Below are 25,389 nucleotides of genomic sequence, written 5' to 3'. Positions count from 1 at the left end.
TTGCCAGAATCGTTGCATTTTGCGGGTTTAAAGCGCAACCGTCACTCGTAAAGTGTAGATACCTTGGACACAGGGTGCTGCTACTGGCCCCATCGCGAGCAGGCTCGCTCCCACATGGGGTCTGCGGTGGGCCGGGATTTTGTGATCTACACACATCCCCTGTGGGAGCGAGCCTGCTCGCGATGGGGCACCAAGGATCGCGGGAGATCTTGAGCGGTACTTGCATCTTCAGCCACCCAGCCGCATAAATTACCCCATGAACCTCCCCGTATCAGCCGAAAGCGCCCTGGCTGGCTTTCACCCTGCCGTCAGCGCCTGGTTCAACAGCACCTTCCCGGCGGTCACCGCCGCGCAAGCCGGCGCGTGGCCGTTGATTCGCCAGCGTCGTTCGACGCTGGTCGCCGCGCCGACCGGCTTCGGCAAAACCCTCACGGCGTTTCTTGCGGTCATTGACGATCTGGTCCATCAAGGCCTGGCCCACGGTGGCGAATTACCTGACGAAACCCTGGTGGTTTACGTCTCGCCCCTCAAGGCGCTGTCCAACGACATTCAGATCAACCTGCAAACCCCGCTGGCCGGTATCACCGAGCAACTGCGACAACTGGGCTTCCCCGAACTTCAGATCAACACCGCCGTGCGCACTGGCGACACTCCGCAAAAGGACCGTTCGGCAATGCGCAAAAGCGCGCCGCACATTCTGGTCACCACCCCGGAATCGCTGTACGTGCTGCTCGGCTCCGACTCCGGCCGGCGCATGCTCGCCAGCACCCGCACAGTGATCGTCGACGAAATCCACGCCATCGCCGGCAGCAAGCGCGGCAGCCACCTGGCCCTGAGCCTGGAGCGCTTGCAGGCTTTGTGTCTGGAACCGCTGATGCGCATCGGCCTGTCTGCCACGCAAAAACCCATCGAAGCAGTTTCGCGCTTTCTGGTGGGCACCGGCCGCCCCTGCGAGATCGTCGATATCGGCCACGCCCGCCGACGGGACCTGGGCATCGAAGTGCCGCCGGTGCCGCTGTCGGCGGTGATGGCCAACGATGTCTGGGAACTGGTCTACGACCGTATCGCAGAGCTTGCACGCGAGCACCGGACCACGCTGATTTTCGTCAACACCCGACGCTTGGCCGAGCGCCTGAGCCGTCACCTTAGCGAGCGCTTGGGCAAAGACGCCGTCGCCGCCCACCACGGCAGCCTGGCCAAGGAGTTTCGCCTCGATGCCGAACAGCGGCTCAAGCGTGGCGACCTGCAAGTACTGATCGCCACCGCCTCGCTGGAACTGGGCATCGACATCGGCGACGTCGACCTGGTCTGCCAGATCGCCTCACCGCGCTCGATCGCCGGGTTTCTGCAACGGGTCGGACGCTCCGGGCACCAGGTCGGCGGCACGCCCAAGGGCCGTCTATTCGCCACCACCCGCGACGACCTGATCGAATGCGCCGCCCTGCTCGACTGCGTGCGCCGGGGCGAACTCGACACCTTGCTGATCCCCCACGCGCCGCTGGACGTACTGGCGCAGCAGATCGTCGCCGAGGTCAGTTGCCAGGAATGGCAGGAGCAGGCCCTGCTCGAAATGGTACATCGCGCATCGCCCTATACCGAACTCGACGACACACACTATCAAGCGCTGCTGCAGATGCTCGCCGAAGGCTATAACGGTCGTCAGGGAATCCGCAGCGCCTACCTGCACCGCGACGCGGTGACTCGCACATTACGTGGCCGGCGCGGCGCCAAACTGACGGCGGTGACCAGTGGCGGGACGATTCCCGACAACGCCGATTACAGCGTGCTGCTGGAGCCACAAGGGCTGAACATCGGCAGCGTCAACGAAGACTTCGCGGTGGAAAGCATTGCTGGCGACGTCTTTCAGTTGGGCAACACTTCATACCGGATCCTGCGGGTCGAAACCGGCAAGATCCGCGTCGAGGACGCCCAGGGCCAGCCGCCGACCATCCCCTTCTGGCTTGGTGAAGCGCCGGGACGCAGTGCCGAATTGTCGCTCGCCGTGGCGCGCCTGCACGCGCACCTCGATGAGCTGCTGAGCGCCACGCCCGGTGATCTACAGCCGAGCATCGACTGGCTGACCGAAACCCTCGGCCTCAACCTCGCCAGCGCCGAACAACTGGTGGACTACCTCGCCCGCGCCCGGCTGACGCTCGGCGCCCTGCCGTCTCAGGACACGCTGCTGATGGAGCGCTTTTTCGACGAGTCCGGCGGCACTCAGTTGATCATTCACTCGCTGTTCGGCAGCCGCATCAACCGCGCCTGGGGCCTGGCCTTGCGCAAGCGCTTTTGCCGCACCTTCAACTTCGAATTGCAGGCCGCCGCCAGCGAAGACGCCATCGTCTTGTCGCTGTCCACCAGCCACAGTTTCGAGCTGGATGAGGTCTGGCGTTATCTGCACAGCAACAGCTCCGAACAGATCCTGATTCAAGCGGTACTCGACGCGCCACTATTCGGTGTGCGCTGGCGCTGGAACGCCGGTGTCGCCCTCGCGTTGCCGCGGTACAGCGGCGGCCGCAAAGTACCGCCGCAGATCCAGCGGATGAAAAGCGAAGACCTGATCGCCAGCGTGTTTCCCGACCAGATCGCCTGCCTGGAAAACCTCGTCGGCGAGCGCGAAATCCCCGATCACCCGCTGGTCGAGCAAACCCTCGACGATTGCCTGCACGAAGCCATGGACTGCGATGGCTGGCTGGCGCTGTTGCGGCGCATGGAACGCGGTGAAGTGCGCTTGATCAGCCGCGACTTGCCCGCGCCCTCGCCGCTGGCGGCGGAAATTCTCAGCGCCCGGCCCTACACCTTTCTCGACGATGCGCCACTGGAAGAACGCCGTACTCAAGCGGTGCTCAACCGCCGCTGGAGCGATCCGCAATCGACCGACGACCTCGGTGCGCTGGATGCCGAGGCCATTCAATCGGTGCGCGATGAGGCCTGGCCGCAGCCCACCAGCGCCGATGAAATGCATGAAGCGCTGATGAGCCTGGCCGCGATCAGCGACGCCGAAGCGCAGGCCAATCCGCAGTGGCCGCACTGGCTGCAAACCCTGACGAATGGAGGGCGCGCCAGCCGTTTGCAGATCAACCCGGATCAAGCGATATGGCTGGCACTGGAGCGCCTGACTTGCCTGCAAGCGATTTATCCACACACCGCGTTGTTACCGCCGCTGCAGGCCTTGCCGGGTTTCGATGAAACCTGGGACGTCGACGAAGCGCTGGTCGAACTGATCCGCGCGCGCCTCGGCGCATTTGGTCCGCTGCCGATTCATGCGATTGCTCAACCGTTGGGGCTTTCGACGGCTCACGTCACTCAAGCGCTGGCGCAACTGGAGCGCGAAGGCTACGTGTTGCGCGGACGCTTCAGCCCGGCGGCCACGCAGGAAGAATGGTGCGAGCGGCATTTGCTGGCGCGCATTCATCGCTACACGGTCAAACGCCTGCGGCGGGAAATCGAGCCCGTGGCATTGCAGGACTTCATGCGTTTCCTGTTTGACTGGCAGCATCTGTCGCCAGCCACCCAAGGCCAGGGCAGCGCGGTGTTGCCGGCGATTGTCAGTCAGCTCGAAGGCTACCCGGCGGCCGCGTCTGCCTGGGACAGCGATCTGCTGCCGGCGCGGCTCAAGAACTATTCATCAACGTGGCTGGATGAGCTGTGCCGCAGCGGCAAACTGGTCTGGACCCGGCTGACGGTGCGCAACAAAGCCACCAGCGCTGCGCTGCGCAGCACGCCGATTGTCTTGTTGCCACGGGCGCAGGTCCCGCTCTGGAGCAGCCTGACCGAGCCACCGGAGGTCAGCGAGCTGTCGCCCAAAACCCAGAAAGCCCATCAAGCGCTGAGCCAACGCGGCGCGTTGTTTTTCGATGAGCTGCTGCACGAAGCTCATCTGCTGCGCAGTGAGCTGGAGATCGCCTTGCAGGAACTGGTCGGTGCCGGGCTGGTCAACGCCGACAGCTTCGCCGGGCTGCGCGCGTTGATTACACCCGCCAGCAAACGCCAGGCGCGCAGCAGCCGACGGGGACGCGGGGCGTTTGTCGGCGGAATGGACGATGCCGGGCGCTGGGCATTGTTGCGCCGTCAATCGACGCCGCCGGTTGTGGATAACCGTGGCCCCCCGAGCGAAACCCTCGAACACATCGCCCTGACCTTGCTCAGGCGTTACGGCGTGGTGTTCTGGCGACTGCTGGAACGCGAGGCCGACTGGCTGCCGAGCTGGCGCGAATTGCTGCGCACTTTTCACCGGCTGGAGGCGCGTGGAGAGATTCGCGGCGGACGTTTTGTCAGCGGTCTGGCGGGCGAACAATTCGCCTTGCCCGAAGCGATCCCGCTGCTGCGCGAAGTGCGCCGCCGCCCGCATGACGGCAGCCTGATCAGTGTTTGCGGCGTCGACCCGCTGAACCTCGCCGGCACTCTGCTGCCGGGGCACAAAGTCCCGGCCCTCGCCAGCAACCGGTTGGTGTACCGCGATGGTTTGCCAGCCGCGGCCGAAATCGCCGGTACTCAGCATTACTGGCTGGAACTGGATCAGCCCAATACCGCTGAGCTGCACAAAAAACTGACCCAATACCGAACCCTGTAAACGGTTTTGGGTTACGCGCCTTTGATCTTTGCTTGAAGGTCAAATATCAAATGCCCGTCTCGCTATTTTTCCGCAAGAACCCAACCCCGACACTGCGCTCCTGAATCAAACCACCGGAGTTGCAGCCATGCCCATTGCCTTGCTCGCGCTGACCCTTAGCGCTTTTGCCATCGGGACGACCGAGTTCGTCATCGTTGGCCTGTTACCCACCATCGGTGCCGACCTTGGCGTCAGCCTGCCGTCGGCCGGCCTGCTGGTCAGCCTTTACGCACTGGGTGTCGCCATTGGCGCGCCCGTGCTCACCGCCCTGACGGGCAAAGTCCCACGCAAATTGTTGCTGCTGTCGCTGATGGTGCTGTTCACCCTCGGCAACCTGCTGGCCTGGAAAGCCCCGAGTTACGAGTCGCTGGTCATTGCGCGAATCGTCACCGGCCTGGCCCACGGGGTGTTCTTCTCGATTGGCTCGACCATCGCCACCAGCCTGGTGCCGAAAGAAAAAGCCGCCAGCGCGATTGCCATCATGTTCACCGGCCTGACCGTGGCCCTGGTAACCGGCGTACCGTTGGGGACCTTTATCGGTCAACATTTCGGCTGGCGCGAAACCTTCCTCGCCGTGTCGGCGCTGGGTGTGATTGCGTTCATCGGCAGCCTGATCTACGTGCCAAAAAACATCGCCCACAGCAAACCCGCGTCGTTGTTGCAGCAATTGCAGGTACTGAAACAACCGCGTTTGCTGCTGGTGTACGCCATGACGGCAGTCGGTTACGGCGGTTCGTTTATCGCCTTCACGTTCCTGGCACCGATTCTTCAGGATATTTCCGGCTTCAGCGCCAGCACCGTCAGCCTGGTGCTGCTGGTCTACGGAGTCTCGGTGGCCATCGGCAACATCTGGGGCGGCAAACTGGCTGATAAACGCGGCCCGATCAGTGCGCTGAAACTGATCTTTGCCCTGCTCGCCGCGGTGCTGTTCGTACTGACCTTCAGCGCCGGTAATCCTTGGCTGGCACTGGCCACCGTACTGGTCTGGGGCGCCGTGGCGTTCGGCAACGTGCCCGGCCTGCAAGTGTATGTGGTGCGTCAGGCTGAGCATCACACACCGAACGCGGTGGACGTTGCGTCCGGCCTGAACATCGCCGCCTTCAACCTCGGCATCGCTGGCGGTGCCTGGGGTGGCGGGTTGATCGTCGCTCACATGGGCTTGATCCATACCGCGTGGATCGGTGGCCTGGTGGTGCTGGTCGCGTTGGCGCTGACCGCCTGGAGCGGTCGACTTGATCGCCTCGGCCCGGTGTATGCCGAGCCGGTGCAGGGTTCGGCACAGATTGTCGCCGGGCACTGATCCTTCAAACCAACGCAGCCTTCGGGCTGCGTTTTTGTATGCTTCACGTAGGGGCTGTGTTGCTTATTGCCGCGTGGGGGGCGTCACCCCGAATCGTGCGCGATAATCGCTTGGCGCCAGGCCGGTGATTTTCTTGAACGTGGCGCGAAACGCACTCGGGTCCGAGTAGCCGACGTTCCAGGCGATGTGATCGATGGTGCCGTTGGTGAACTCGAGCATTTCCCGGGCCTTACCGACTCGCAGGTGCTGGCAGTATTCGGTCGGTTTCAAACCGGTCGCGGCTCGAAAGCGCCGCAGGAACGTCCGCTCCTCCAGTCCGGCCTGCTGCGACATGACGCTCAGCGACACCTCCACCGCCCCATTGGCTTGCAGCCAATGCTGGACCTTGAGAATCGCTGCATCGCCATGGCTCAGAATCGGTGCGAAGTTGCTCCCGCATTCGCTCGCACTGTCGCTGTGTTCGATCACCAGAAAGCGCGCAGTGCTGGTGGCGATGCTCGGACCCATCAGACGATTGACCAGCCGCAACCCCAGTTCCGACCAGGCCATTAATCCGGCAGTGGTGATCAGGTCGCCATCGTCGACGATGGGTTTGTCGGCGTTGAGCGTGACCTTCGGGTAACGCTCGGCAAATTTTTTCGCCGAGGTCCAGTGAGTGGTGGCGCGGCGACCGTCGAGCAGACCGCTTTCAGCCAACAGGATAGAGCCTACGCACACCCCGCCGAGGGTCGCACCGGCCGCGTGTTGCTGGCGAATCCACTGGATCAACGCTAGCGATGCCTGGCCTTCCGAAAATCCACCAATCGAGGGCGGGATCAACAGCGCTATCAGCGCACCGTCGGCAGCGGGATGACTGTCGTAAATGCGCTGAGGCGCATGCTCGGCATCCGCCTGCCAGTGGCTGATCCTCAACAACGGTAACTGCACACTCTGATGCTCGGCGGCGATGCGATTCGCCACACCGAACAAATCCGTCAAACCATGCACCGCCGCCATCTGCGCGCCGGGATAGATCAGCACGCCCAACTCGGCGACTGCGCGTTCTACGCCCATTGTCAGTTTTCCCCCTTCTATTGTCGGTGCGGCCAATCCTCGAACGGCCGGTGAAACCCAATACTTCGTTCCACACCAACCCTTCCGAGGAAACACYCATGGCCAAGCAAGCACTCATCGTAGTCGATATCCAGAATGACTACTTCCCCCAAGGCAAATGGCCGCTGGTCGGCGCCGACGCGGCTGCCGACAACGCCGCGCGGGTGATCCAGGCCTTCCGTGATGCCGGTGATCAGGTGGTGCATATCCGCCACGAATTCACCTCTGACGCCGCGCCGTTTTTCACACCGGGCTCGGAGGGCGCGCAATTGCACCCAAAAGTCCGCAACCATAGCCATGAACCGGTGGTGCTCAAACACTTCGTCAACGCATTCCGCGAAACCGAACTGGAGGCGATCCTTGACCAACACGGCATCGACAACCTGGTAATCGTCGGCAGCATGAGCCACATGTGCATCGATGGCGCCGCACGTGCCGCGGCCGACCTTGGCTACGGCGTCACAGTGATCCACGACGCCTGCGCCACCCGAGACCTGGAGTTCAACGGCGTGACCGTCCCGGCCGCCCAGGTGCATGCCGCGTTCATGTCGGCCCTGGGTTTTGCCTACGCAACGGTGGTGTCCACTGATGACTACCTGGCGGCCAATCACTGAATCTGCCCCCGGCAAGACCCGAAGGCCCGTAGCGCTGACACGCTACGGGCCTTTTTTCGTGATGAAAATCAGTCGATTAAAAATCTCACGCGTGAGTTGTTGAGAGTGCTTGAATTTATCTGTAGTGTTCTCACGCGTGATACAAAAAAAAGCGGAGCCACTGCAATGAAACGTCGCTCTCCAGCAGCCTCAGACACAACACCCGCGAGCAGCCAGGGAGAGCGCTCGAAACCCTCCGCAAAAAAACCGTCGAGCTTCTACATGAAGCAGATGCGTGGAGGACTTAGCGCCGCCGGCTATGTGAAACATGAAACTTGGGTGCTTCCCGAAAACCGGAGCCTGCTCAAGCAAATGGAGAAACAGCTACGCCAGCCGATCCTGGCTGGTTCATTCATGTTGGAGGATTACATGAGCGCAGGTAACAACTGGAACATCGATCGCCTCTTCAGCGCCCTGCAGGCCCTGGATGAGGTGGTCTCCAACGAAATCACCCTGACGTTGATTCAAGGCTCCGAGCAGAGCATCAAGCTTGAAATGAACGAGTTTGGCGGGCTGCCGATTTACATCGCCGTCGTCGGCGAGCAAATCATCGTCGACACGGTGCTGGTCGATCTCGAATCCATCAAGGACGTGCAGCGTTTCAACGATGCCGTGCTGCGCAGCCGGGAAATGTTCCCGCTGTCGTCGATCGGTATCGAATCGATGCCCAACGGCCAGACTGTCTACAGCATGTTCGGTGCACTCAGTTCCGAGTCCAGCCTGACCAACGTCGTGACCGAAATCAAAACCCTCGTCGACAACGTTCAGCGCGCCAGCGAAGCCTTCGAAGGCTTCTTCAACTAATTTCAGGGAGTACCGAGTCATGCAAAACCAATCGATCTGGAGCAAGTTGTTCACCGCACTGCGTGGCGGCGCCAGCGAAGTCGGCGAAGCCATTGCCGACCAACAGGCCCTGCGCATCCTCGATCAGGAAATCCGCGACGCCGACAGCGCCCTGGCAAACGCCAAGCGCGAACTGGTCACCATCATGGCCAAGCACAAACTCTCGGCTGAACGCGTGGCGCAGTACAACGCCAAGATCAAGGACCTGGAATCCAAGGCCATGGCCGCGCTCCAGGCCAACCGTGAAGACCTGGCACTGGAAGTGGCCGAAGCCATTTCGACCCTGACCAACGAACACGACGCCGAACAGAAGCAAACCACCGAGTTCGGTGCCTACGCCGACAAAATGCGCAAGGACATCACCAAGGCCGAAGCCCGCATCAAGAGCCTGCGCCAACAAGTAGACATGGCCAAGGCCCGTGAAAGCGTACAGAAAGCGCAGGTCAGCGCCTCCATCGCCAGTGGCGGCGCCAACGGCAAACTGGAAACCGCCGTCGGCACCTTGAATCGCCTGCAAGCCAAGCAGGAACAACGGGCTGCCGAGCTGGAAGCGAGCGACGAACTGGYGGACGCGTCCACCGGCAACGACCTGGAGCGCAAGCTGCGCGAAGCCGGCATCACCCCTGACCAGGGTAGTGCGAACTCGATTCTGGACCGACTGAAAAAACAATCGGCCGAGTAACCGGCTTACGCAAGCACTCAAAAGCAAGGGCACCGACGTGCCCTTCTTTTTGTCGACTCGAGGACAAGGATGGACAGGGTAACCGGCTTCAAGATCATCACAGGCCTGGCCATGCTGATGGTCGCGATCCACCTGCTGAACGTGCTGACAGGCTACGGCCTGACGATGTTCGGCCTGGTCCCCCGAACCGCCCACGGCCTCGTCGGAATCGTGACCTCACCGTTTCTACACACATCCTTTGCCCACTTGATCGCCAACCTGGTGCCATTCCTGGTGCTGGGAACCCTGGTAATCGCCGAGGGCTTCAAACGCTTTGCGGCCGTCAGCGCAATCATCATTCTGCTCGGTGGCTCGCTGGTCTGGCTGTTCGGTTTCAACGGCGTTCATGTGGGCGCCAGCGCCTGGGTCTTTGGCCTCTGGGCGTACCTTCTGGCGCGGGCCTGGTTCCACCGCAGTTGGAGCAACGTACTGATTGCCGGCATTGTCGCCCTCCTCTACGCAAGCCTGATTCTCGGCTTTATTCCGCGCCAGGGCAGCTCATTTGAAGGGCATATTGGCGGCGCATTCGCCGGATTTATTGCAGCATGGCTACTTCTCTCCAGGCCGCGCAGCAGGTCTAATGCAGCCCGGTAAACACGCAGGCACCAAAAACGTCCGCAGCGGGTTTATTCGTCAAGGACGCGTCACCCCAGGGAGCCAGGGACGAATGTCGACATTCCTCTTTTTACGCATGTACGCAGCGTCGCTCTTCCACACGTTTGGACGGGGCGGCCTTGCCATCGCCTTGCGCGTACGCGTTGCCAGCGCCAGCCTGGGCGAGTTGGCGCTCCTCATCGGCCATCGCGCCAAGGGCCCACAACAGCCTTCGATCAATACCCCTTCCACCCGCCTGAAGGAAATCACCCATGGGATGGTTTAAACAGTTGATGGGCCTTGAGGCCCCGACACCCAAGGACAGTGCACCGGTTGCCGGCCCCCTCGGGCTCGGCCAGGGCAAAGCGCTGGTGTTCGACACCACCCTCAAGCTGTTGCTTGACGAAAAAACCAGCGTGGTCATTCCCGGCACCCAGCAGATCTGGAGCGTCGGCACTGTTGACCTCGGCCAGTCGACCTGGCTTTCGCGCTACTACATGGACGACGAAGACTTCTGGCTGCAGGTCCACACCACCGGTGCCGTCGCCGGCCAGGTCGAGTCGGTGATCCTGTTCAATTACCAAAGCTACGTCACCCTCAACAGTGAATCCGAGCTGCGCAGGCTCGCAGGGCCGAACAGCCTGATCGGTCTGCCGACCTACACCCATGAAGGCGTCGAATACAGCCGCGAATGGGGCACCGAGGCCGGGCAGACCGAATTGGTGGCCTTTACCGAGCAGGTCAGCAATCCGGATCAGTCCTACGTCGTGGAACATCGTTCGATGCTCTACGCCCGCGAGACCGGTCTGACCGACCGCCGCGAATTCCTGCTGTTCTCGGTCGAAGAAGACGCCGAAGGCAGCATCAGCTTGAGCACCTCACTGGGTATCTCGCTGTACACCACCGACCTCACCACAATTTAAAAAGGAACAGCCCATGCTAGAAGCACTCTCCGTCTCGTTGAACAAAGCCGCCGTCCTGGGATTTGTTTCGTACATCATCGGTGCCGCCCTGCTGTTCGCGATTTTCCAGTTCGTCTATACCCGCATCACGCCGCACAAAGAGTTCGAACTGATTCGCTCCGGCAACACCGCGGCCGCCATCGCCCTGTCCGGTGCCATCATCGGTTTCGCGATCCCGGCGAGCAATGTGATTGCCTACTCGGTCAACCTGCTGGACTTCGCGGTATGGGCACTGATTGCCGCAGTGGTGCAACTGCTGGCGTTCCTGATGACCAGCCTGGTGCTTAAAGGCACCTCCGAACGCATTCGTAACGGTGAAATCGCAGCCGCGATCTACGTCGCAGCCGTCGCCATCAGCGTTGGCCTGCTCAATGCCGCATGCATGACCCCTTCCCAGAACTGATCGCGACACGGAGACGTCGATGAAACGAAGCAAGTACGTTCAACTGTCCCTGGCGGCATCGGTCGCCGTCGCGATATCAGGTTGCGGGCCGACAGAAAAAACCTACACAGTGAATCAGAAGTTCAACTTTCAATCCGTGCAGCAGTGCGTGGATCAAAAGATTCCGGTGAGTGTCTGCTCCAATGCCTACATGACCGCCCTCACCGAACACCGTCGCATTGCGCCGCTGTACGACAGCCAGGCCGATTGCGACGCCGACTTTGTCGCCGACTGGTGCCAACAGGACTCCACCGGCAAGTTCATTCCAAAACTCGGCGGCTTCGAGCTGGCAGCCAATGGCGAAGTCACCCAGACCCAGCTGGACGCCGCCAAAGCCCAACTGCCCGCCTCCGAGGCGAGCTCAGGCGGTTCAGGAGGAATGGTCAACGGCCTTCTGGCCGGCATGCTGATCAGCAACATGTTGAACAGCAACCGGGGCAGCTACAACGCCGAACCGGTTTACCGCTACCGCGACTCACGTGGCGATTACTCATCGTCGACGCTCAGCCAGCGCATCGCCACCGGCTCGAGTTTCACCAAGTCCGACCAGGCGAAATACGGTAGTGGCTACAGCAGCTCTACGTTCAAGTCGAGCAGTTCCAAGCCAATCTCGGTGGCATCGTCCACTTCCCGGGGCGGCTTTGGCAGCCAGGCCAGCGCCCGCAGCGGCTGGGGTGGCTCGAGCAGTTTCGGTCGATCGAGCAGTTAAGGAGCGCGCCATGAAGAAAATCCTCTGCCAGGAACGTCACGACTGGAAGCAGACCGCCGAAAACCTCGGCTTCATGTTTCACACTATCGATGACGAACCCTACTGGAACGAGAGCGCGTATTACCAATTCACGCTCAAGCAGATCGAGAACGATCTCGAAGACCCGACTACCGAGATCCATGAGATGTGCATGGACCTGGTCGACCGGGTAGTGCAGAGCGAAGAACTGCTGGAGCGCCTGAGCATTCCGGCGCCCTTCTTCGACATGATTCGCACTTCATGGCGCGAAGGCCATCCGCACCTTTACGGTCGCCTGGACTTCTCCTACAACGGCACCAGCCCCGCCAAATTGCTGGAACTCAACTACGACACGCCCACCAGTTTGTACGAGGCCTCGGCGTTTCAATGGGGCTGGCTGGAACAATGCATCGAGCGCGGCTTGCTGCCCAGCCATGCCGATCAGTTCAACAGCATCGACACCAAGCTGCATCAGGCCTTTGCGCAGCTGCAGATCAAACAGCCTTTCTACTTCGCCTCGATGAAAGCCTCGGTCGAAGACAAAGGCACTACCGACTACTTGCGCCTGATTGCGGAAAAAGTCGGGATCGAGTCACGCCACATCGATATCGAAGACATCGGCCTCAACAGCGAAGGACGCTTCGTCGATCTCGAAGAACGCTGGATCCCTCACCTGTTCAAACTGCACGCCTGGGAATTCATTTTCCACGAGCCGTTTGGTGAGGCCATCGCCCAGAGTGACACACAGTTTTTCGAGCCCGCCTGGAAATCGATCATCTCGAACAAAGGCATCCTGCCCCTGCTGTGGGAGTTCAACAAAGGGCATCCGAACCTGCTCGCCACGCACCTGGACCCCGAGCCCGGCAAAGCGGTGCCGAAAGGGTGGGTGCGCAAGCCGTTCTTCTCCCGCGAAGGCGCCAACATCGAGCTGCACACCCCGGATGGCCTGGTCGTAAAGGAAGACGGGCCGTACACCGATGCGCCGTTCATCCTCCAGGAGTTCGCCCCGCTGCCGAAGTTCGGTGACAGCTACACGCTGATCGGCTCCTGGGTGATCGGCGATCAGGCCGCCGGCATTGGTGTGCGCGAAGACAACAGCTTGATCACCAAGGATTCGAGCCGGTTTTTGCCGCACCTGATACTGGACTGAACGACTTATCCCCCGGAAAGCGCCCAAAGAAAAAGGCCCGTAGCGTTAGCTACGGGCCTTTTGTCTATATCCGGCGGATCTGATGATCAGAACGGTTGTGTATACCTATCCACTGTAAATAAATAAAAATCCGATAAATATCAAATATCTAACACGGCATACGCTAAAAATCCAACCTGCTACTGTAAACAACCTAGGGCTTTGGTCGAACTTGTTTACATTTACGGTACAGCTGCCAATTAAAGGCAGAGGTGGTTAGCACTCAAGCGTCCAAGATAGCTAGGTCGCTCGATGCATTTTTGGAGGAGCTCAATCCATTGGATAAATCATCTGATGGACAATTTCTAAGAATGCATTGTACTCCTCATCAAACTCCGGCGAAGTTTCTGTCTTGATATCCAAAACCAGCTCGTGCTCATCTATAAGCCTGTTTAACCCGACCAAGGAAAAGCAGTCATTGATCGTTGTAAAACTCGAGACACTTCTGCCCCTATCATAAACATGCCCATTAATTTGCCATACCACTCCCACCCCGTCTTCTGCAGACGTTAAATATACCGAGGAATTTTCGGAATTTTCAATGCTAAGCAGGTCGTTGCCGCAGCCACACTTGCAGAGTAGCGGTCGATATGCCTCACCAAAAATCTTTGGCTTAATACTTTTAACTTTTCTAAATAAACTTTGATGCACAGAAAATGAGACATCCGCCATGCTATCAAAGATAGCCTGCCCTTCTAATATCAAATACTCAATGTTATTTTCTTCCAAATATTCTCGCAGTGAATTACTTCCACTAGTAGAGTAGAAGCCAATAAATTTCTGAGCATCATGCTGAACCAGTCTATCTAGAACGGAGCGTTCGTCCCCAGCCAAAACCGGTCGCTGCGATCGTGAAAAATGCTTACAACTGACCAAATACTTGAGCCCCCCCAGCTCGACCATTAAGTCTTTTCCTTGATCTTGGCCGACTGATGGCTGCTCCAAAATGGTATACCCAAAACTGCTTAAGTAGTAGCCTGCGAAATACTCCCACTGATGTGGGCTGAGCTGGTCGAAAATATTCATCAGAATTCCTCGCCGCTTAAAAAGAATCCTGCATTTACTGATCGCATACGCTGCAGAATTCTTGACGTAAAAATCCTTTTTGGGCCGTGATACTCCGTCAGATCAAGGTCAATATTATCGCTCAAATAACTGTTCAGCATTCCATTCCAAATATTAAACTGATCAGGATGCAAAATCTGATTAATCTCAACCCAACCGCATGGTGTGTTTTCATCACAAGCTGCGAATATGCAGTTTTTTAGACCATAAATAAAGTACAGCTTATCATCAGCGCGGTGAATAAAAGCCGCTGAATGACCTATAGCAAGACCATTATCCAAGATATCTCGCCCGCATCCACACATGCAATGAAGAGGCTTGTAGTCATCGGGGTCAACCTTGTTTAGATAATAGTTCCAAGTCCACGAAAGCCCAGCCGTATTACCGCCAAAGTAGCGATCAATAAATGACGAGCGGGAATATGGTAACAACACCGATATCTGAACACCACTAACCAGTACTACCTGAACTTTTAATCGACTCAAGCGATCACACAAACTAGTTGTATAGTCCCCTGAGTAAAACCCGATAAAACCGTCAGCTCCGGCACGTTTCAAGCGTGGAATTAGATCCTTTTCGATGTCAGTACCAATAGGACCTAGATTTATGTTGTGCCTAAAACTAGCAACGAATCGCTTCCCATCGATACTAAAAACATCTAAGTCTGTCTTCCAATCACGATCCCATCCTGCCTGCTCAAGAAACTCTAATCCAAAATCGCGCCACTGCTCGGCGGACCAACTCTCGAAACGCTTTAGGTAGTTCATTTACCTGCCCCTAACCCTAACCAGACTCATCGTATTCTTACTGGTAACACTAAGGTCGCCAGTGCCCCAACAGCACCCACTACAATTCCCAGGGGCTGCATTTTACATCTATCATTCCGCGTCTAACGCTTGGTCCTACGCTAACGGCGCCCGGATGACTAGCCCAAAACCATCGCTATGCCTCGAGCAAAATGAGCCTTGCAAATTTAGGCAGCCGAGGATGCCGGCAGGGGGCCGATACAGAAGTCAGATTTATCCGTGCAAGCACTCCCAAAAAACCCGGTACGCATAGACCTTACCACGTTGTTGTTTACATAATATGAGCAGGTTTGAATTATGTAACTTACGTGCAGCGCTTAAGAAACGAACAGATAAATTCTTTAAAATCAATTATTTACGCTACTATCACCAAGCATTGTGCCCATTGCGTAAGCTTTTTTAAGTCAGTTGTTTACACTTTCTCGCGTTTAGCACCTTTCCACTAGCTCGCCCAGACGAGGCAATAACCGTCAAGCGCCCACGGGGATTTAAGTGTCTTAGGGCGCCGCCCGGCTGATGAGGATCAGCCTTAGATCACGGGTCTCACAGCCTGTGAATGAGCCAATCTCAGCGTTCATTCAAAAGTCTACTAGACAGCTGCATAGAGAATTGAATACAACGGAGCTTATTGTGGCGACTCTCGGCCGTACTGAACTTTCTTTCGGAACGTCTACCCCGAGTAGCCAAAATAGGTACGATTCAAGCGGCCGCGATAATCTAATTTAATCATTGGTTACAAGGACAGGAAGCCGGATGAAAATTGTATACATAGACATTCAAAACTATCGAAAACTGAAGAGCTGTAGAATTAGCCTAACGGAAGAAGAGACACTACTCGTTGGCGCCAATAATAGCGGAAAAACATCCGCCATGGATGCGTTGATTTTTTTCCTTGATCAAAAGGGGAGGAGCGCCGCGAGCATCGCGTCAGGGGATGCGCCAGCCTCTAGAAAGCTAAGCGCAACTGATTTTACGCTTTCAAACTGGCATGAGCTCAATGAGTTTGGCAAGGCATGGACATCTGCCGAAATTGGTGCAGGCGGCCAACTCCATGACTGGCAACCTCTATGCCCAACTGTAGATATCTGGCTACAAGTTGAAAAGGATGAAATACACCGGGTAAGTCATCTGATTCCGACACTAAAATGGGATGGCGGCCTACTGGGTGTGAGGATGATTTACCAGCCCAAAGATATTGATTATTTAAAATCTGATTTTGTCACACACTTTAAAGCGGCGGAGCAACTGAAACAAACAGCGCGAGAAAACGCATCCAAGAAACGAAAGGAACAAGGCTCAGAGGAAAAGCAATTTGTGCTTTCTATCTGGCCAAGCTCATTGCGAGAATACCTAGATCGGGAAGCTGGCAGAGCATTTGAACTAAAGTCGTACATACTGGACCCATCCAAAGTCGAAGAGGCGCCAACATCTAATTACAAACCCCAACAACTCGCTGAAGGACAACTTCCACTTGACGTCTATCCGTTTAACGGGTTGTTTAAGGTCGATATAATAGACGCGACTCGAGGTTTCTCTGACCCGAATGCGGCAACAGCATCTCAAGCGAATGCATCGAATTTATCTGGGCAAATCAACAAATACTATAACAGGCACCTCAACCCTAACGACCTTCCCGGCGACGAAGACTTAGAAGCCCTTGAAGCTATAGCGTTGGCACAACACTCATTCGATGGAAGGCTCAATGAAGTTTTCACCAAGCCACTTGATGAAATCAAAACATTAGGTTACCCAGGATTTAATGACCCAAACATCAGATTATCAAGCAAAGTCAACCCAATTGACAACTTAGATCATGAAGCAGCGATCCTCTTCGAAATTCAGAAAGCAAGCCTGAATTCAGGAGTACCAGTTCTAAGCCTCTCAGAAAAGTACAACGGCCTTGGATATAAAAACCTTATAGCAATGGTTTTCAAGCTCATGAGCTATAGAGACCAATGGATGCGCGTTGGAAAGGCAGGCAAGCGAAAACCAGAAGAAGACTCTTTTATAGAGCCGCTGCATCTTGTCCTTATTGAAGAGCCTGAAGCCCACCTTCATGCTCAAGTCCAGCAAGTTTTTATAAAAAAAGCTCACTCAGTTCTAAGGAACCATAAGGAGCTGCTAGATTCGAAGCGCTTTTCCAGCCAGCTGGTCGTAAGTACTCACTCTAGTTACTTAGCCCATGAAGTCGGATTCGAAAAACTACGATACTTCAAGCGAAAGCCCGCTACAGGAGGACTCCAAGTACCCACGGCAGAAGTAATCGACTTATCAGCGACTTTTGGAAGCGCCAAAACTCGCTCCGAAGATGTGCTACAAACTGCTCAGTTTGTGGCTAGGTATCTAAAAACGACTCACTGCGATCTATTTTTTGCCAATGGGATAATCTTGGTAGAGGGAGCCGCGGAGCGGTTGCTAATCCCACATTTCATAAGAAACAATCCCAATAAAGACACTAGTTTAGATAATAGCTATATATCAATTCTCGAGGTTGGGGGCGCCCACGCACACAGGCTACGGGCCCTAATCGACAAACTTGGTCTTCCTACACTTGTCATAACCGACACGGACGCTTTGGCTCCGCCTGCGGCAGGGGCGCCCCCTAAAGCGAAGGCGAAAGCTGTACGACCAGAGCTTGGTAAAGGGTATACAACTGGCAGTCATACTCTCACGAAATGGCTAGGGATCCAGGATGATACATTAGATGTAGTACTTACGATGAAAGCTGAGGATAAAACAACGGGCAAGGTGAGAATTGCCTTCCAATATGGGATACAAATCGACTTTGACGGGAAGGGAGAAATCCAGGCAATCCCATACACATTTGAGGATGCCATCGCGTTGACAAATCCGGTTTTTTTTAGAAGCTTACAAAAACCAACTGGAATGATTAGGAAAATGCAGGCTGCTCTCAAACTGGGGTCTCTTGACCTATGTTGCGATGCCCTTTTTGAGGCTTTGGAAGATGACAAGGCTGAGATGGCCCTCGATCTTATGTTCTGTGCTGACCCCAGTAAATTAGCTGCTCCCAAATACATACAAGAAGGACTGGACTGGTTAAAAAAAGAGCTAGAGGTTGCTAGCGAGGATCTGGTACCAGGCGTAACCGAGCCTGTATGAAGGAGGTATCAATGAGTTTAGTAACCAAGAACCATAATCCAGTCGCTACCGAAATTTTCGGATATATGAACCTAGATGACCCGAAAAGCTTCTTGCTTTTCGCTGGGGCTGGATCAGGCAAAACCCGAACCCTCGTCGAAGCTTTAGAGTTGATGAAAGAAGGATTCGCGAACCGTCTTTCAATGTCGGGGCAGAAAGTAGGAATTATCACATATACGAACGCAGCTTGCGAAGAAATCAAAAGGCGTCTTTTTTACGACGCCAACTTCATGGTGTCGACCATACACAGCTTCTGCTGGGATTTAATAAATCCTTTTAGTAGCGATATTAAAGCTTGGCTAAAAACAAAGCTGGCGGAAGACATTCAAAAACTATCGCTCGCACTCGCGAAAAGCAAGTCGCCAAATGGTGTGACTGCAATAAGAAATCGCCGGAGCATGATCAGCAAACAAAMACGACTCGACAGCCTGGACATCGTCAAAAACTTCACGTACTCCCCGACAAGCAACAGAGCGGAGAAGGGATCTTTAAATCATGCAGAGGTGGTTGGATTAGCAGCGCATCTATTAGCTAACGAATCTCTACTTAGAAGAATACTCTGGAATAAATTCCCAACACTGCTAATTGATGAAAGCCAGGATACAAACAAAGAACTGCTAGAAGCTCTAATCACAACTCAACAAGAAGCACCAAGCCAGTTCTGTGTTGGACTTTTTGGCGATATGATGCAGCGAATTTATACCGGGGGTAAATCCGACTTAGCTTCGCCATTACCAGATGGTTGGAGATCGCCAGCGATAACTGTAAATTATCGCTGTCCAATACGAATAGTTGATTTAATAAACAATATCAGACGTACGGATGACCAGCACCAGCAGACCCCTGCAGCAGGCGCGAAAGCAGGAACGGCACGATTATTTTTAGTAGATACGAGCATTACAAAAGACAAAGCGGAAGTGGAGCGAGCAGTTTCTGAACACATGGCTGAATGTGCGCAGGATACTGCTTGGAGAGACAGCGCTTCAGTGATTTCGCTTACATTGGAGCACCACATGGCCGCAAAACGTGGTGATTTTGCAGATTTCTTTTTCCCGTTTATGGACTTTGACAGACTGAGAGACGCCGCAATTAACGGAGAGAGCCAGGAGATTAAGTTTCTGACACTCCAATTTGCACCACTAATCGCCGCGATTACACAGGATAATGACTTTGAAATAACCAACTTGATGCGAAAGTACTCTCCTATCTTACAGAGCTCAAGTTTGGCACTGGCGGACGACCCGATCAGGGTCCTACACGATGCGCAAGATCATATTGATAAGATAAAAGTCGCACTTGAGACCGCTCCTCCCCCATCCATAGTACAAATATGTGGCCTCATGCATACCGGAAAAATTCTTCGACTACCAGAGACATTCATTTTGCATCTGAATTCAGACGAGACACTCGTGTCGTCAGGTGAAGAGGAATTTGAAAAGGATAGCTTTGAGGCTGAACAAGGCGCGTGGAGAGAATCCTTAAATGCTTCGACCCAACAACTTTCTAATTATGTTAGTTACGTTTCATCGTCCTCAGCATACGACACCCATCAGGGAGTTAAGGGCCTCGAATTTGAGCGGGTAATGGTGATTCTGGATGATGAAGAAGCAAGGGGATTTATGTTCAGCTACGGTAAGCTCTTAGGAGCAGAGCCACTCTCCGACACCGATAGGGCAAACGACCGAACAGGGTCTGATTCAACACCAAAGAGATCAAGACGCCTTTTCTATGTCACCTGCAGCAGGGCGAAAGAAAGTTTAGCAGTGGTTGCCTACACAAAATCTCCTAATCTTGTAGTACAGAGCGTGACAACATCAGGATGGTTTCAAGAGCATGAAATAGTAATTATGTGACAACCGTTAAGCTCGTGAGCTATCGACCTAGTGGCTTTTCCTACATAGCCACTAGGAAATACTTACAGCAGCCTGATCCGGAACAGCAGCGAATATATTAAAAGTTAGCCAGCGTACATATTCTTGAAAAGGCTCTAGCCAAAACCTAACAAAATAATTAGACCTTCTTTATAAAAAGCGGATTATACACGCCACGCTATCAACATACCGCCATCTATTTATGACATATCAATTACGCGCATTGATTCATCATAATGATCAACTCGCACTGTCGATAACAAGAATTGGGATTAGCACTAGTAGCTCGGATAGATCGCAGAAAACGCACTAACGAGTCAGGGAGCGGAGAGATGCTCTACGAGAAGATCCGTGCCCAGGCTCACCGATCTTCTCGCTATTACTAAACCGATCTATTTAGTGATTACTCGTCTTTTATTATTTGCATCTTGGTTTCGGTTCTCTTCCGTACCCCGCGCTATAAAACTCTCGGAACTCTCGAGCATCAACCCTGACTTAAGCGAATCAGGCCATCCTTCTATAGCTTTTTGAGCCTTGATTACTTGCTGCGCCAAGCCGCTTGACTTTTTCATTTTCCTCCACTCCGTTTTGGATCTAAAGATAGTTTAACACCAAGCTTCACCAGTAGACGTGGAATTTCGCTACCGACTATCGCCTCCTCCAGTTGCAGATAACTGTTGATGAACCGTACTACCCTCGGCTGATCGCTTGCCTCCCTCCAATCTACGGCACGCCCATCATCATCCTTCCGAGGATTTTTAGGATCAAAGATTTCCTGGTACTGGCGGGGTGCTATCCCTTGAAACGGTTCGAAATTTACTTGTGTTCTGGATGGCGCGGGAGCGTCCACACTGATCGAGTCTTGATGCAGCTGCTTAGCCTTGCTTTTCGGGTATGGCTCTACGTAAACAACCCGCTTAATACCACTGGCAACTATATGTCTAGCACACATATGACATGGAAAAGTTGTACAATAAAGTGTAGCACCGGAGACCGACACACCCAATCTAGCCGCAGACATAAGAGCGGCCATCTCAGCATGTACGCTCCGCCCAAACTCTAACAAGTTCATTATCCGGCTGCTCTTCAATACCTTCTTTTTTTCTCCAGATATCAAGCTTTTTACAAGACCTCCTATATCTTTACTTGCAATTTTACTTGAGAGCAAGCCCCCTGAGCTCAGCTTTTCAAGCATTTCCCCTAAAACTTGAATTCGCTCATCCGCCATGGAGTCCACGCCTTTTTGAAAATCACGTGCATCACCGGAATCGCCTGGCCAGTATAAATCTCCACCAGATTTAGGAACGTCATTACATCCTACAGCGATAATGTCGCCCTCTGGCTTTAGAATCGCGGCTCCAACTTGTCGATTTAAGTCAGCCGATCGCAAAGCCGCCGATTTCGCATGGTATATTCCATGCTCGTCGCGGGTGGGAGTTAAAAAAATATTCCCAAATAAAAGCTGTAAAAATCGCCCTACTTGAGAGTCAGTAGTAGTTCTATTTCTACCATCAACAAATAAGTCCGCTAACGGGAATGCATCCTTCACATCTTGACCAAGAGGAGTACTTTCTTCCTGCTCATCTTTCTGAACAAGGCTTTCCGCTTTGGAGCGCGCATTAATGCTACTTCCAAACTGCGATCTACTTATTTTTTCAGAAAGCGCTGTCACCCTCACATCTCTAGGAGAGTACACCGAAATAAGGAAAAAACCTTTACCGTAAACCGCCCTTAACATCTCAATCTCTTTGGGATGTTTTAAAGAACGTAAAATAAACGCTTGCCTAGCAGGCTCCCCACCACTCTTGTCATCTCTGATCTGCCTAATTGCAGCCAATCCTAAGATGGCAACAGCTGCCCCTTGCTCTCCTTTTACCCTTAATTTAGTCCCCTCTTTCATTAGCGCACTTATACGTTGATCTTCCGGCTTATCGCCGTGTGAAGAACTAAAAAAAGCTTCGATTTGCTCACTCAATCGGACAACATGCGCTGAATAGTTAAAAGCTTTTAGCTGACTTTTAAGCGCATCAATAACTAGATCCAAATTCACGCCAATTGGGCCTACGAGCCCAAAAACAAGTTCTGGGTTTTGCAGGGGGGTTAATACAGAGGAGCGTGGAGGGCTCTGAAGCTCCTCGCCCGGCAATGAACGCCTATCTACTTCGGCTATTTTTTTATTTTTGGCCTTTGTCATATCTAGATCCTTGTGCGCTGCGCTGAGCAGGAGCCAAGCTGGAAGCGAAGCTGCTCCTCATCCCCTTAGACATTAGCTATACATCAAAGAAATAACACTGTTTTAACAAAAAAAGTCACGTGGATAGAATCGTGCCTGACCTACTTCAATTTGGAATGGCCTCTGCTTCCAAACGCAGAGAAGCAAAAAAGCCCTACCCCGAAAAGCGCTTACCCTCTGCTTACCCCCGCACTGCTGAAGACCTTCAGCGCAAGGCAGGCAAATGCGAGAAAACTGGTGCTTCGCCCACAAGAAAAACAAAATGATGCATTTTGCAGTCAATTTGCACTAGGATTGAATTCCATCTCGTCTGCCGGTGCCTATGATGTTCAAGAGCGATGCTCCCGCTGGGAAAATAACGGTTCGGAATCTGCCAACAGAGGTATTAAATGTTGCCGCTGACCGAAAACTGACCCAGTAAAGGCTGTTCTGCCGACTGAAAACTGACCCAGGTGTTCAACTGCTTCTGCTCACTTTCCGAGCAGGAGAACACAGGGTGATCAGCATGGAAATGTTGGGAAAAATCCGGCGGATGTACTTCCGCGACAAGCTCTCGCTGCACCAGATAGCCAAGCGTACCGGGCTGTCGAGAAACACCATCCGAAAATGGGTCAGAGCGCCCGAAGCCACTCAGCCGGCGTACCAGCGGTGCGCGACCTTCAACAAACTCAGCCCATTCCACGACACGTTGGAACAGGCGCTGAAAGCCGATTCGTTTCGGGCAAAGCACAATCGCAGAAGCGCCAAAGCACTTTTCGAGCAGATCAAGGCCGAGGGTTATGACGGCGGCTACAGCCAGCTCACAGCGTTTGTACGCTCGTGGCGAGGTGAGCAAGGCAAGTCTTTACGCGCTTTTGTACCGCTGACGTTTGCGCTCGGTGAAGCCTTTCAATTTGACTGGAGCGAAGAAGGGCTGCTGATCGGCGGCCTGTTTCGACGCATCCAGGTCTCCCACATGAAGCTGTGTGCCAGTCGCGCATTCTGGTTGGTTGCGTACCCCAGCCAAGGTCACGAGATGCTATTCGATGCCCATACCCGCTCGTTCGGAGCGTTAGGTGGCGTGCCGCGTCGCGGCATCTACGACAACATGAAAACGGCTGTCGACAAGGTCAACAAAGGCAAGGGCCGCACGGTCAATGCCCGGTTTTCCGTGATGTGTGCGCACTACCTGTTCGATCCGGATTTCTGCAACGTAGCCTCTGGCTGGGAAAAGGGCATCGTTGAAAAGAACGTTCAAGACAGTCGACGGCGCATCTGGATCGACGCTCAAAACTGCATGTTCCACACCTTCGAAGAACTGAATGCCTGGCTCGGCCAACGCTGCCGGTCGCTCTGGAGCGAGCTGCCGCATCCGCATTACAGCGGGCTAACGGTGGCAGAGGTCTTGGAACTGGAGCGAGTTGAAATGATGCCGATGCCGACGGCCTTTGATGGCTACGTCGAGCGTACCTTGCGGGTCTCCAGCACCTGCCTGATCAGTGTGGCGCGAAATCGCTATTCGGTGCCTTGTGAGCGAGTCGGCCAGTGGGTCAGCAGCCGTCTGTATCCTTCTCGGATCGTGGTCATCGCCGACGAAACGGTGATCGCCAGCCACGAGCGCCTCTTTGATCGAGATCAGGTCAGTTTTGACTGGCAGCATTACATCCCACTCATCGAACGCAAGCCGGGTGCACTGCGCAATGGCGCACCGTTTGCCGATCTGCCCAAGCCGTTACAACTTCTCAAACGGGGCCTAAGACGTCACAGCAACGGTGATCGAATCATGACGCAGGTGCTCGCTGCCGTGCCCATCGCCGGTCTCGACCCGGTGCTGGTAGCGGTAGAACTGGTGCTTGAGTCGGGAAGTCTGAGCGCCGATCACATCTTAAATGTTCTCGCCCGGCTCACCGCTACTGCACCACCGCCTTCCGTAGAAACCAGCCTGCAACTCAAGGTGGCTCCCGTTGCCAACACGGCCCGATATGACCAACTCCGTACAACAGATGAGGAGAGCCGCAATGCGTGACTTGATGGCAGAACTTAAAGAACTGCGTCTGCATGGCATGGCGCAGGCTTGGGAAGAACTGGCGGCCCAGGGAGAAGCTTCGACGGCATCCTCGAAATGGCTGCTTGAGCATCTGCTCCAACAGGAGCAGGCAGATCGCGCCGTGCGCTCTGTGAATCATCAGATGAACATGGCAAAGCTCCCCATGCACCGTGATTTAGCTGGCTTTGACTTCAGCGCTTCCAGCGCTGATGCCCGTCTGGTCAAGGAATTATCCAGCCTTGAGTTTACGGAGACTGCGCAAAATGTCGTGTTCATCGGTGGGCCTGGAACCGGAAAAACACACCTGGCCAGTGCCTTGGCCGTGTCCGGAATCACCACTCATAACAAACGAGTACGGTTCTTCTCCACGGTCGATCTCGTCAACCTGCTGGAGCGTGAAAAGTACGATGGTAAGGCAGGCCGAATCGCCCAGGGACTGCTTCGAACAGACCTGGTGATACTCGATGAGCTTGGGTATTTGCCCTTCAGTCAGAGCGGTGGCGCGCTGTTATTTCACCTGCTTTCAAAACTGTACGAGCACACCAGCGTGGTCATCACCACCAACCTCAGCTTCTCGGAATGGTCGAGTGTGTTTGGCGACGCCAAGATGACCACTGCGTTGCTGGATCGGCTGACACACCACTGCCACATCGTCGAAACGGGCAACGAGTCCTACCGCCTGCAACACAGCACATTGGCCGCCCAGACAAAGATCAAATCGCGTGAACGAAAGCGCAAGGACGAAGATGGTATCGAGGACGATGAACCGTTTTGATCTGCACCATAAACACCCTGCCGCATGCCTGCATGCGGTGGGGCCCGATGCGACTTCAACCAGAACACTACTGCTAAGCTTATCCACAATTGCTGGGTGAAAAATCAGCAATCCGCCCTGGGTCAATTTTCAATCGGCAGGGTGGGTCAGTTTTCAATCAGCGCCAACACATGTGCTCGGTTTGGGTGGTGTGACGGCCTTTGTGCGGTGAGCGCAGATGGCTGGCCACGCGCTGGTTGGCGTGGAAGCACTCGACGGTCTTAGCGGTTAGCCGCACTTCGAGTTGGTGCTTCACCAACTGGTACGGCACCGAGTAGTT

Annotated in this window: 19 protein-coding genes and 1 pseudogene; 15 read left to right on the top strand and 5 right to left on the bottom strand. The window is 54.8% G+C overall.

The annotated features are described in order from the left end of the window. Window positions 1–256 precede the first annotated feature (256 nt). Complete coding sequence (locus AC1DIH_RS26535) at window positions 257–4,573, top strand: DEAD/DEAH box helicase (protein WP_477773853.1); 4,317 nt, start codon at window positions 257–259, stop codon at window positions 4,571–4,573. 127 nt (window positions 4,574–4,700) lie between these two features. Further along, a complete protein-coding gene (locus AC1DIH_RS26530; protein ID WP_477773852.1) occupies window positions 4,701–5,912 on the top strand; it encodes an MFS transporter in 1,212 nt (403 codons plus the stop codon). 63 nt (window positions 5,913–5,975) lie between these two features. On the opposite strand, the gene AC1DIH_RS26525 is transcribed toward AC1DIH_RS26530, so the two are convergent. Continuing rightward, window positions 5,976–6,965: a GlxA family transcriptional regulator gene (locus AC1DIH_RS26525; RefSeq protein WP_477773851.1), complete on the bottom strand. Its 990-nt coding sequence runs from the start codon at window positions 6,963–6,965 to the stop codon at window positions 5,976–5,978. Between the two features lie 98 nt (window positions 6,966–7,063). Here AC1DIH_RS26525 and AC1DIH_RS26520 point away from each other — a divergent pair, with 98 nt between their 5' ends. The 9 genes from AC1DIH_RS26520 to AC1DIH_RS26480 all read left to right on the top strand — a co-directional run bounded on the left by AC1DIH_RS26520 (window position 7,064) and on the right by AC1DIH_RS26480 (window position 13,096). After that, window positions 7,064–7,618, top strand: a complete 555-nt coding sequence (locus AC1DIH_RS26520) for a cysteine hydrolase family protein (protein ID WP_477773850.1) — start codon at window positions 7,064–7,066, stop codon at window positions 7,616–7,618. A 165-nt stretch (window positions 7,619–7,783) separates the two neighbouring features. Beyond that, on the top strand, window positions 7,784–8,461 hold the full coding sequence (locus AC1DIH_RS26515) for a YjfI family protein (RefSeq protein ID WP_019693866.1): 678 nt from the start codon (window positions 7,784–7,786) through the stop codon (window positions 8,459–8,461). Window positions 8,462–8,480: 19 nt separating this feature from the next. After that, complete coding sequence (locus AC1DIH_RS26510) at window positions 8,481–9,182, top strand: PspA/IM30 family protein (RefSeq protein ID WP_477773849.1); 702 nt, start codon at window positions 8,481–8,483, stop codon at window positions 9,180–9,182. A gap of 69 nt (window positions 9,183–9,251) precedes the next feature. After that, window positions 9,252–9,815: a rhomboid family intramembrane serine protease gene (locus AC1DIH_RS26505; protein ID WP_477773848.1), complete on the top strand. Its 564-nt coding sequence runs from the start codon at window positions 9,252–9,254 to the stop codon at window positions 9,813–9,815. A 73-nt stretch (window positions 9,816–9,888) separates the two neighbouring features. Continuing rightward, window positions 9,889–10,101: a hypothetical protein gene (locus AC1DIH_RS26500; protein ID WP_477773847.1), complete on the top strand. Its 213-nt coding sequence runs from the start codon at window positions 9,889–9,891 to the stop codon at window positions 10,099–10,101. Beyond that, window positions 10,088–10,738 carry a DUF2491 family protein gene (locus tag AC1DIH_RS26495; protein ID WP_477773846.1) on the top strand — a complete coding sequence of 217 codons (651 nt, stop codon included), beginning with the start codon at window positions 10,088–10,090 and terminating at the stop codon, window positions 10,736–10,738. The genes AC1DIH_RS26500 and AC1DIH_RS26495 overlap by 14 nt, the downstream gene beginning before the upstream one ends. A 13-nt stretch (window positions 10,739–10,751) precedes the next feature. Next, the gene (locus AC1DIH_RS26490; protein WP_054594270.1) at window positions 10,752–11,180 is read left to right on the top strand and encodes a DUF350 domain-containing protein; all 429 of its coding nucleotides are present in this window, start codon (window positions 10,752–10,754) and stop codon (window positions 11,178–11,180) included. Between the two features lie 19 nt (window positions 11,181–11,199). Further along, the gene (locus AC1DIH_RS26485; RefSeq protein WP_477773845.1) at window positions 11,200–11,928 is read left to right on the top strand and encodes a DUF1190 domain-containing protein; all 729 of its coding nucleotides are present in this window, start codon (window positions 11,200–11,202) and stop codon (window positions 11,926–11,928) included. Between the two features lie 10 nt (window positions 11,929–11,938). Further along, a complete protein-coding gene (locus AC1DIH_RS26480; RefSeq protein WP_477773844.1) occupies window positions 11,939–13,096 on the top strand; it encodes a glutathionylspermidine synthase family protein in 1,158 nt (385 codons plus the stop codon). A 309-nt stretch (window positions 13,097–13,405) separates the two neighbouring features. On the opposite strand, the gene AC1DIH_RS26475 is transcribed toward AC1DIH_RS26480, so the two are convergent. Continuing rightward, a complete protein-coding gene (locus tag AC1DIH_RS26475; protein ID WP_477773843.1) occupies window positions 13,406–14,161 on the bottom strand; it encodes a restriction endonuclease in 756 nt (251 codons plus the stop codon). Beyond that, window positions 14,161–14,967 carry a hypothetical protein gene (locus tag AC1DIH_RS26470; RefSeq protein ID WP_477773842.1) on the bottom strand — a complete coding sequence of 269 codons (807 nt, stop codon included), beginning with the start codon at window positions 14,965–14,967 and terminating at the stop codon, window positions 14,161–14,163. Before AC1DIH_RS26470 ends, AC1DIH_RS26475 begins: the two co-directional genes overlap by 1 nt. Window positions 14,968–15,759: 792 nt before the next feature. Between AC1DIH_RS26470 and AC1DIH_RS26465 the strand changes: the two genes are divergently transcribed. Then, a complete protein-coding gene (locus tag AC1DIH_RS26465) occupies window positions 15,760–18,126 on the top strand; it encodes an AAA family ATPase (RefSeq protein ID WP_477773841.1) in 2,367 nt (788 codons plus the stop codon). Between the two features lie 11 nt (window positions 18,127–18,137). Next, window positions 18,138–20,018, top strand: coding sequence for a UvrD-helicase domain-containing protein (locus AC1DIH_RS26460; RefSeq protein ID WP_477773840.1), 1,881 nt, complete (start codon window positions 18,138–18,140; stop codon window positions 20,016–20,018). Between the two features lie 586 nt (window positions 20,019–20,604). Here the strand turns inward: AC1DIH_RS26460 and AC1DIH_RS26455 are convergent. After that, window positions 20,605–22,230: an anti-phage dCTP deaminase gene (locus tag AC1DIH_RS26455; protein WP_477773839.1), complete on the bottom strand. Its 1,626-nt coding sequence runs from the start codon at window positions 22,228–22,230 to the stop codon at window positions 20,605–20,607. A gap of 544 nt (window positions 22,231–22,774) precedes the next feature. Between AC1DIH_RS26455 and istA the strand changes: the two genes are divergently transcribed. Both istA and istB read left to right on the top strand, forming a co-directional pair. Further along, complete coding sequence (gene istA, locus AC1DIH_RS26450) at window positions 22,775–24,274, top strand: IS21 family transposase (RefSeq protein WP_194939964.1); 1,500 nt, start codon at window positions 22,775–22,777, stop codon at window positions 24,272–24,274. Next, the gene (istB, locus tag AC1DIH_RS26445) at window positions 24,267–25,070 is read left to right on the top strand and encodes an IS21-like element helper ATPase IstB (protein ID WP_130209155.1); all 804 of its coding nucleotides are present in this window, start codon (window positions 24,267–24,269) and stop codon (window positions 25,068–25,070) included. The genes istA and istB overlap by 8 nt, the downstream gene beginning before the upstream one ends. Window positions 25,071–25,239: 169 nt before the next feature. On the opposite strand, the pseudogene AC1DIH_RS26440 reads toward istB, so the two are convergent. Then, window positions 25,240–25,389 (bottom strand): annotated as a pseudogene (locus tag AC1DIH_RS26440) (Mu transposase domain-containing protein); the annotation flags it as partial.

It is taken from the genome of Pseudomonas sp. 05N36 (genome assembly GCF_056397385.1).
Note: the sequence above shows the minus strand (reverse complement) of the source record. Positions and strands in the feature narration are given on the sequence as shown.

Bases quoted from the DNA above. Each gene is read 5' to 3' on its own strand.
- AC1DIH_RS26535 (WP_477773853.1), top strand. From the start codon at position 257: ATGAACCTCCCCGTATCAGCCGAAAGCGCCCTGGCTGGCTTTCACCCT.
- AC1DIH_RS26530 (WP_477773852.1), top strand. From the start codon at position 4,701: ATGCCCATTGCCTTGCTCGCGCTGACCCTTAGCGCTTTTGCCATCGGG.
- AC1DIH_RS26525 (WP_477773851.1), bottom strand. From the start codon at position 6,965: ATGGGCGTAGAACGCGCAGTCGCCGAGTTGGGCGTGCTGATCTATCCC.
- AC1DIH_RS26520 (WP_477773850.1), top strand. From the start codon at position 7,064: ATGGCCAAGCAAGCACTCATCGTAGTCGATATCCAGAATGACTACTTC.
- AC1DIH_RS26515 (WP_019693866.1), top strand. From the start codon at position 7,784: ATGAAACGTCGCTCTCCAGCAGCCTCAGACACAACACCCGCGAGCAGC.
- AC1DIH_RS26505 (WP_477773848.1), top strand. From the start codon at position 9,252: ATGGACAGGGTAACCGGCTTCAAGATCATCACAGGCCTGGCCATGCTG.
- AC1DIH_RS26500 (WP_477773847.1), top strand. From the start codon at position 9,889: ATGTCGACATTCCTCTTTTTACGCATGTACGCAGCGTCGCTCTTCCAC.
- AC1DIH_RS26495 (WP_477773846.1), top strand. From the start codon at position 10,088: ATGGGATGGTTTAAACAGTTGATGGGCCTTGAGGCCCCGACACCCAAG.
- AC1DIH_RS26490 (WP_054594270.1), top strand. From the start codon at position 10,752: ATGCTAGAAGCACTCTCCGTCTCGTTGAACAAAGCCGCCGTCCTGGGA.
- AC1DIH_RS26485 (WP_477773845.1), top strand. From the start codon at position 11,200: ATGAAACGAAGCAAGTACGTTCAACTGTCCCTGGCGGCATCGGTCGCC.
- AC1DIH_RS26480 (WP_477773844.1), top strand. From the start codon at position 11,939: ATGAAGAAAATCCTCTGCCAGGAACGTCACGACTGGAAGCAGACCGCC.
- AC1DIH_RS26475 (WP_477773843.1), bottom strand. From the start codon at position 14,161: ATGAATATTTTCGACCAGCTCAGCCCACATCAGTGGGAGTATTTCGCA.
- AC1DIH_RS26470 (WP_477773842.1), bottom strand. From the start codon at position 14,967: ATGAACTACCTAAAGCGTTTCGAGAGTTGGTCCGCCGAGCAGTGGCGC.
- AC1DIH_RS26465 (WP_477773841.1), top strand. From the start codon at position 15,760: ATGAAAATTGTATACATAGACATTCAAAACTATCGAAAACTGAAGAGC.
- AC1DIH_RS26455 (WP_477773839.1), bottom strand. From the start codon at position 22,230: ATGACAAAGGCCAAAAATAAAAAAATAGCCGAAGTAGATAGGCGTTCA.
- istA (WP_194939964.1), top strand. From the start codon at position 22,775: ATGGAAATGTTGGGAAAAATCCGGCGGATGTACTTCCGCGACAAGCTC.
- istB (WP_130209155.1), top strand. From the start codon at position 24,267: ATGCGTGACTTGATGGCAGAACTTAAAGAACTGCGTCTGCATGGCATG.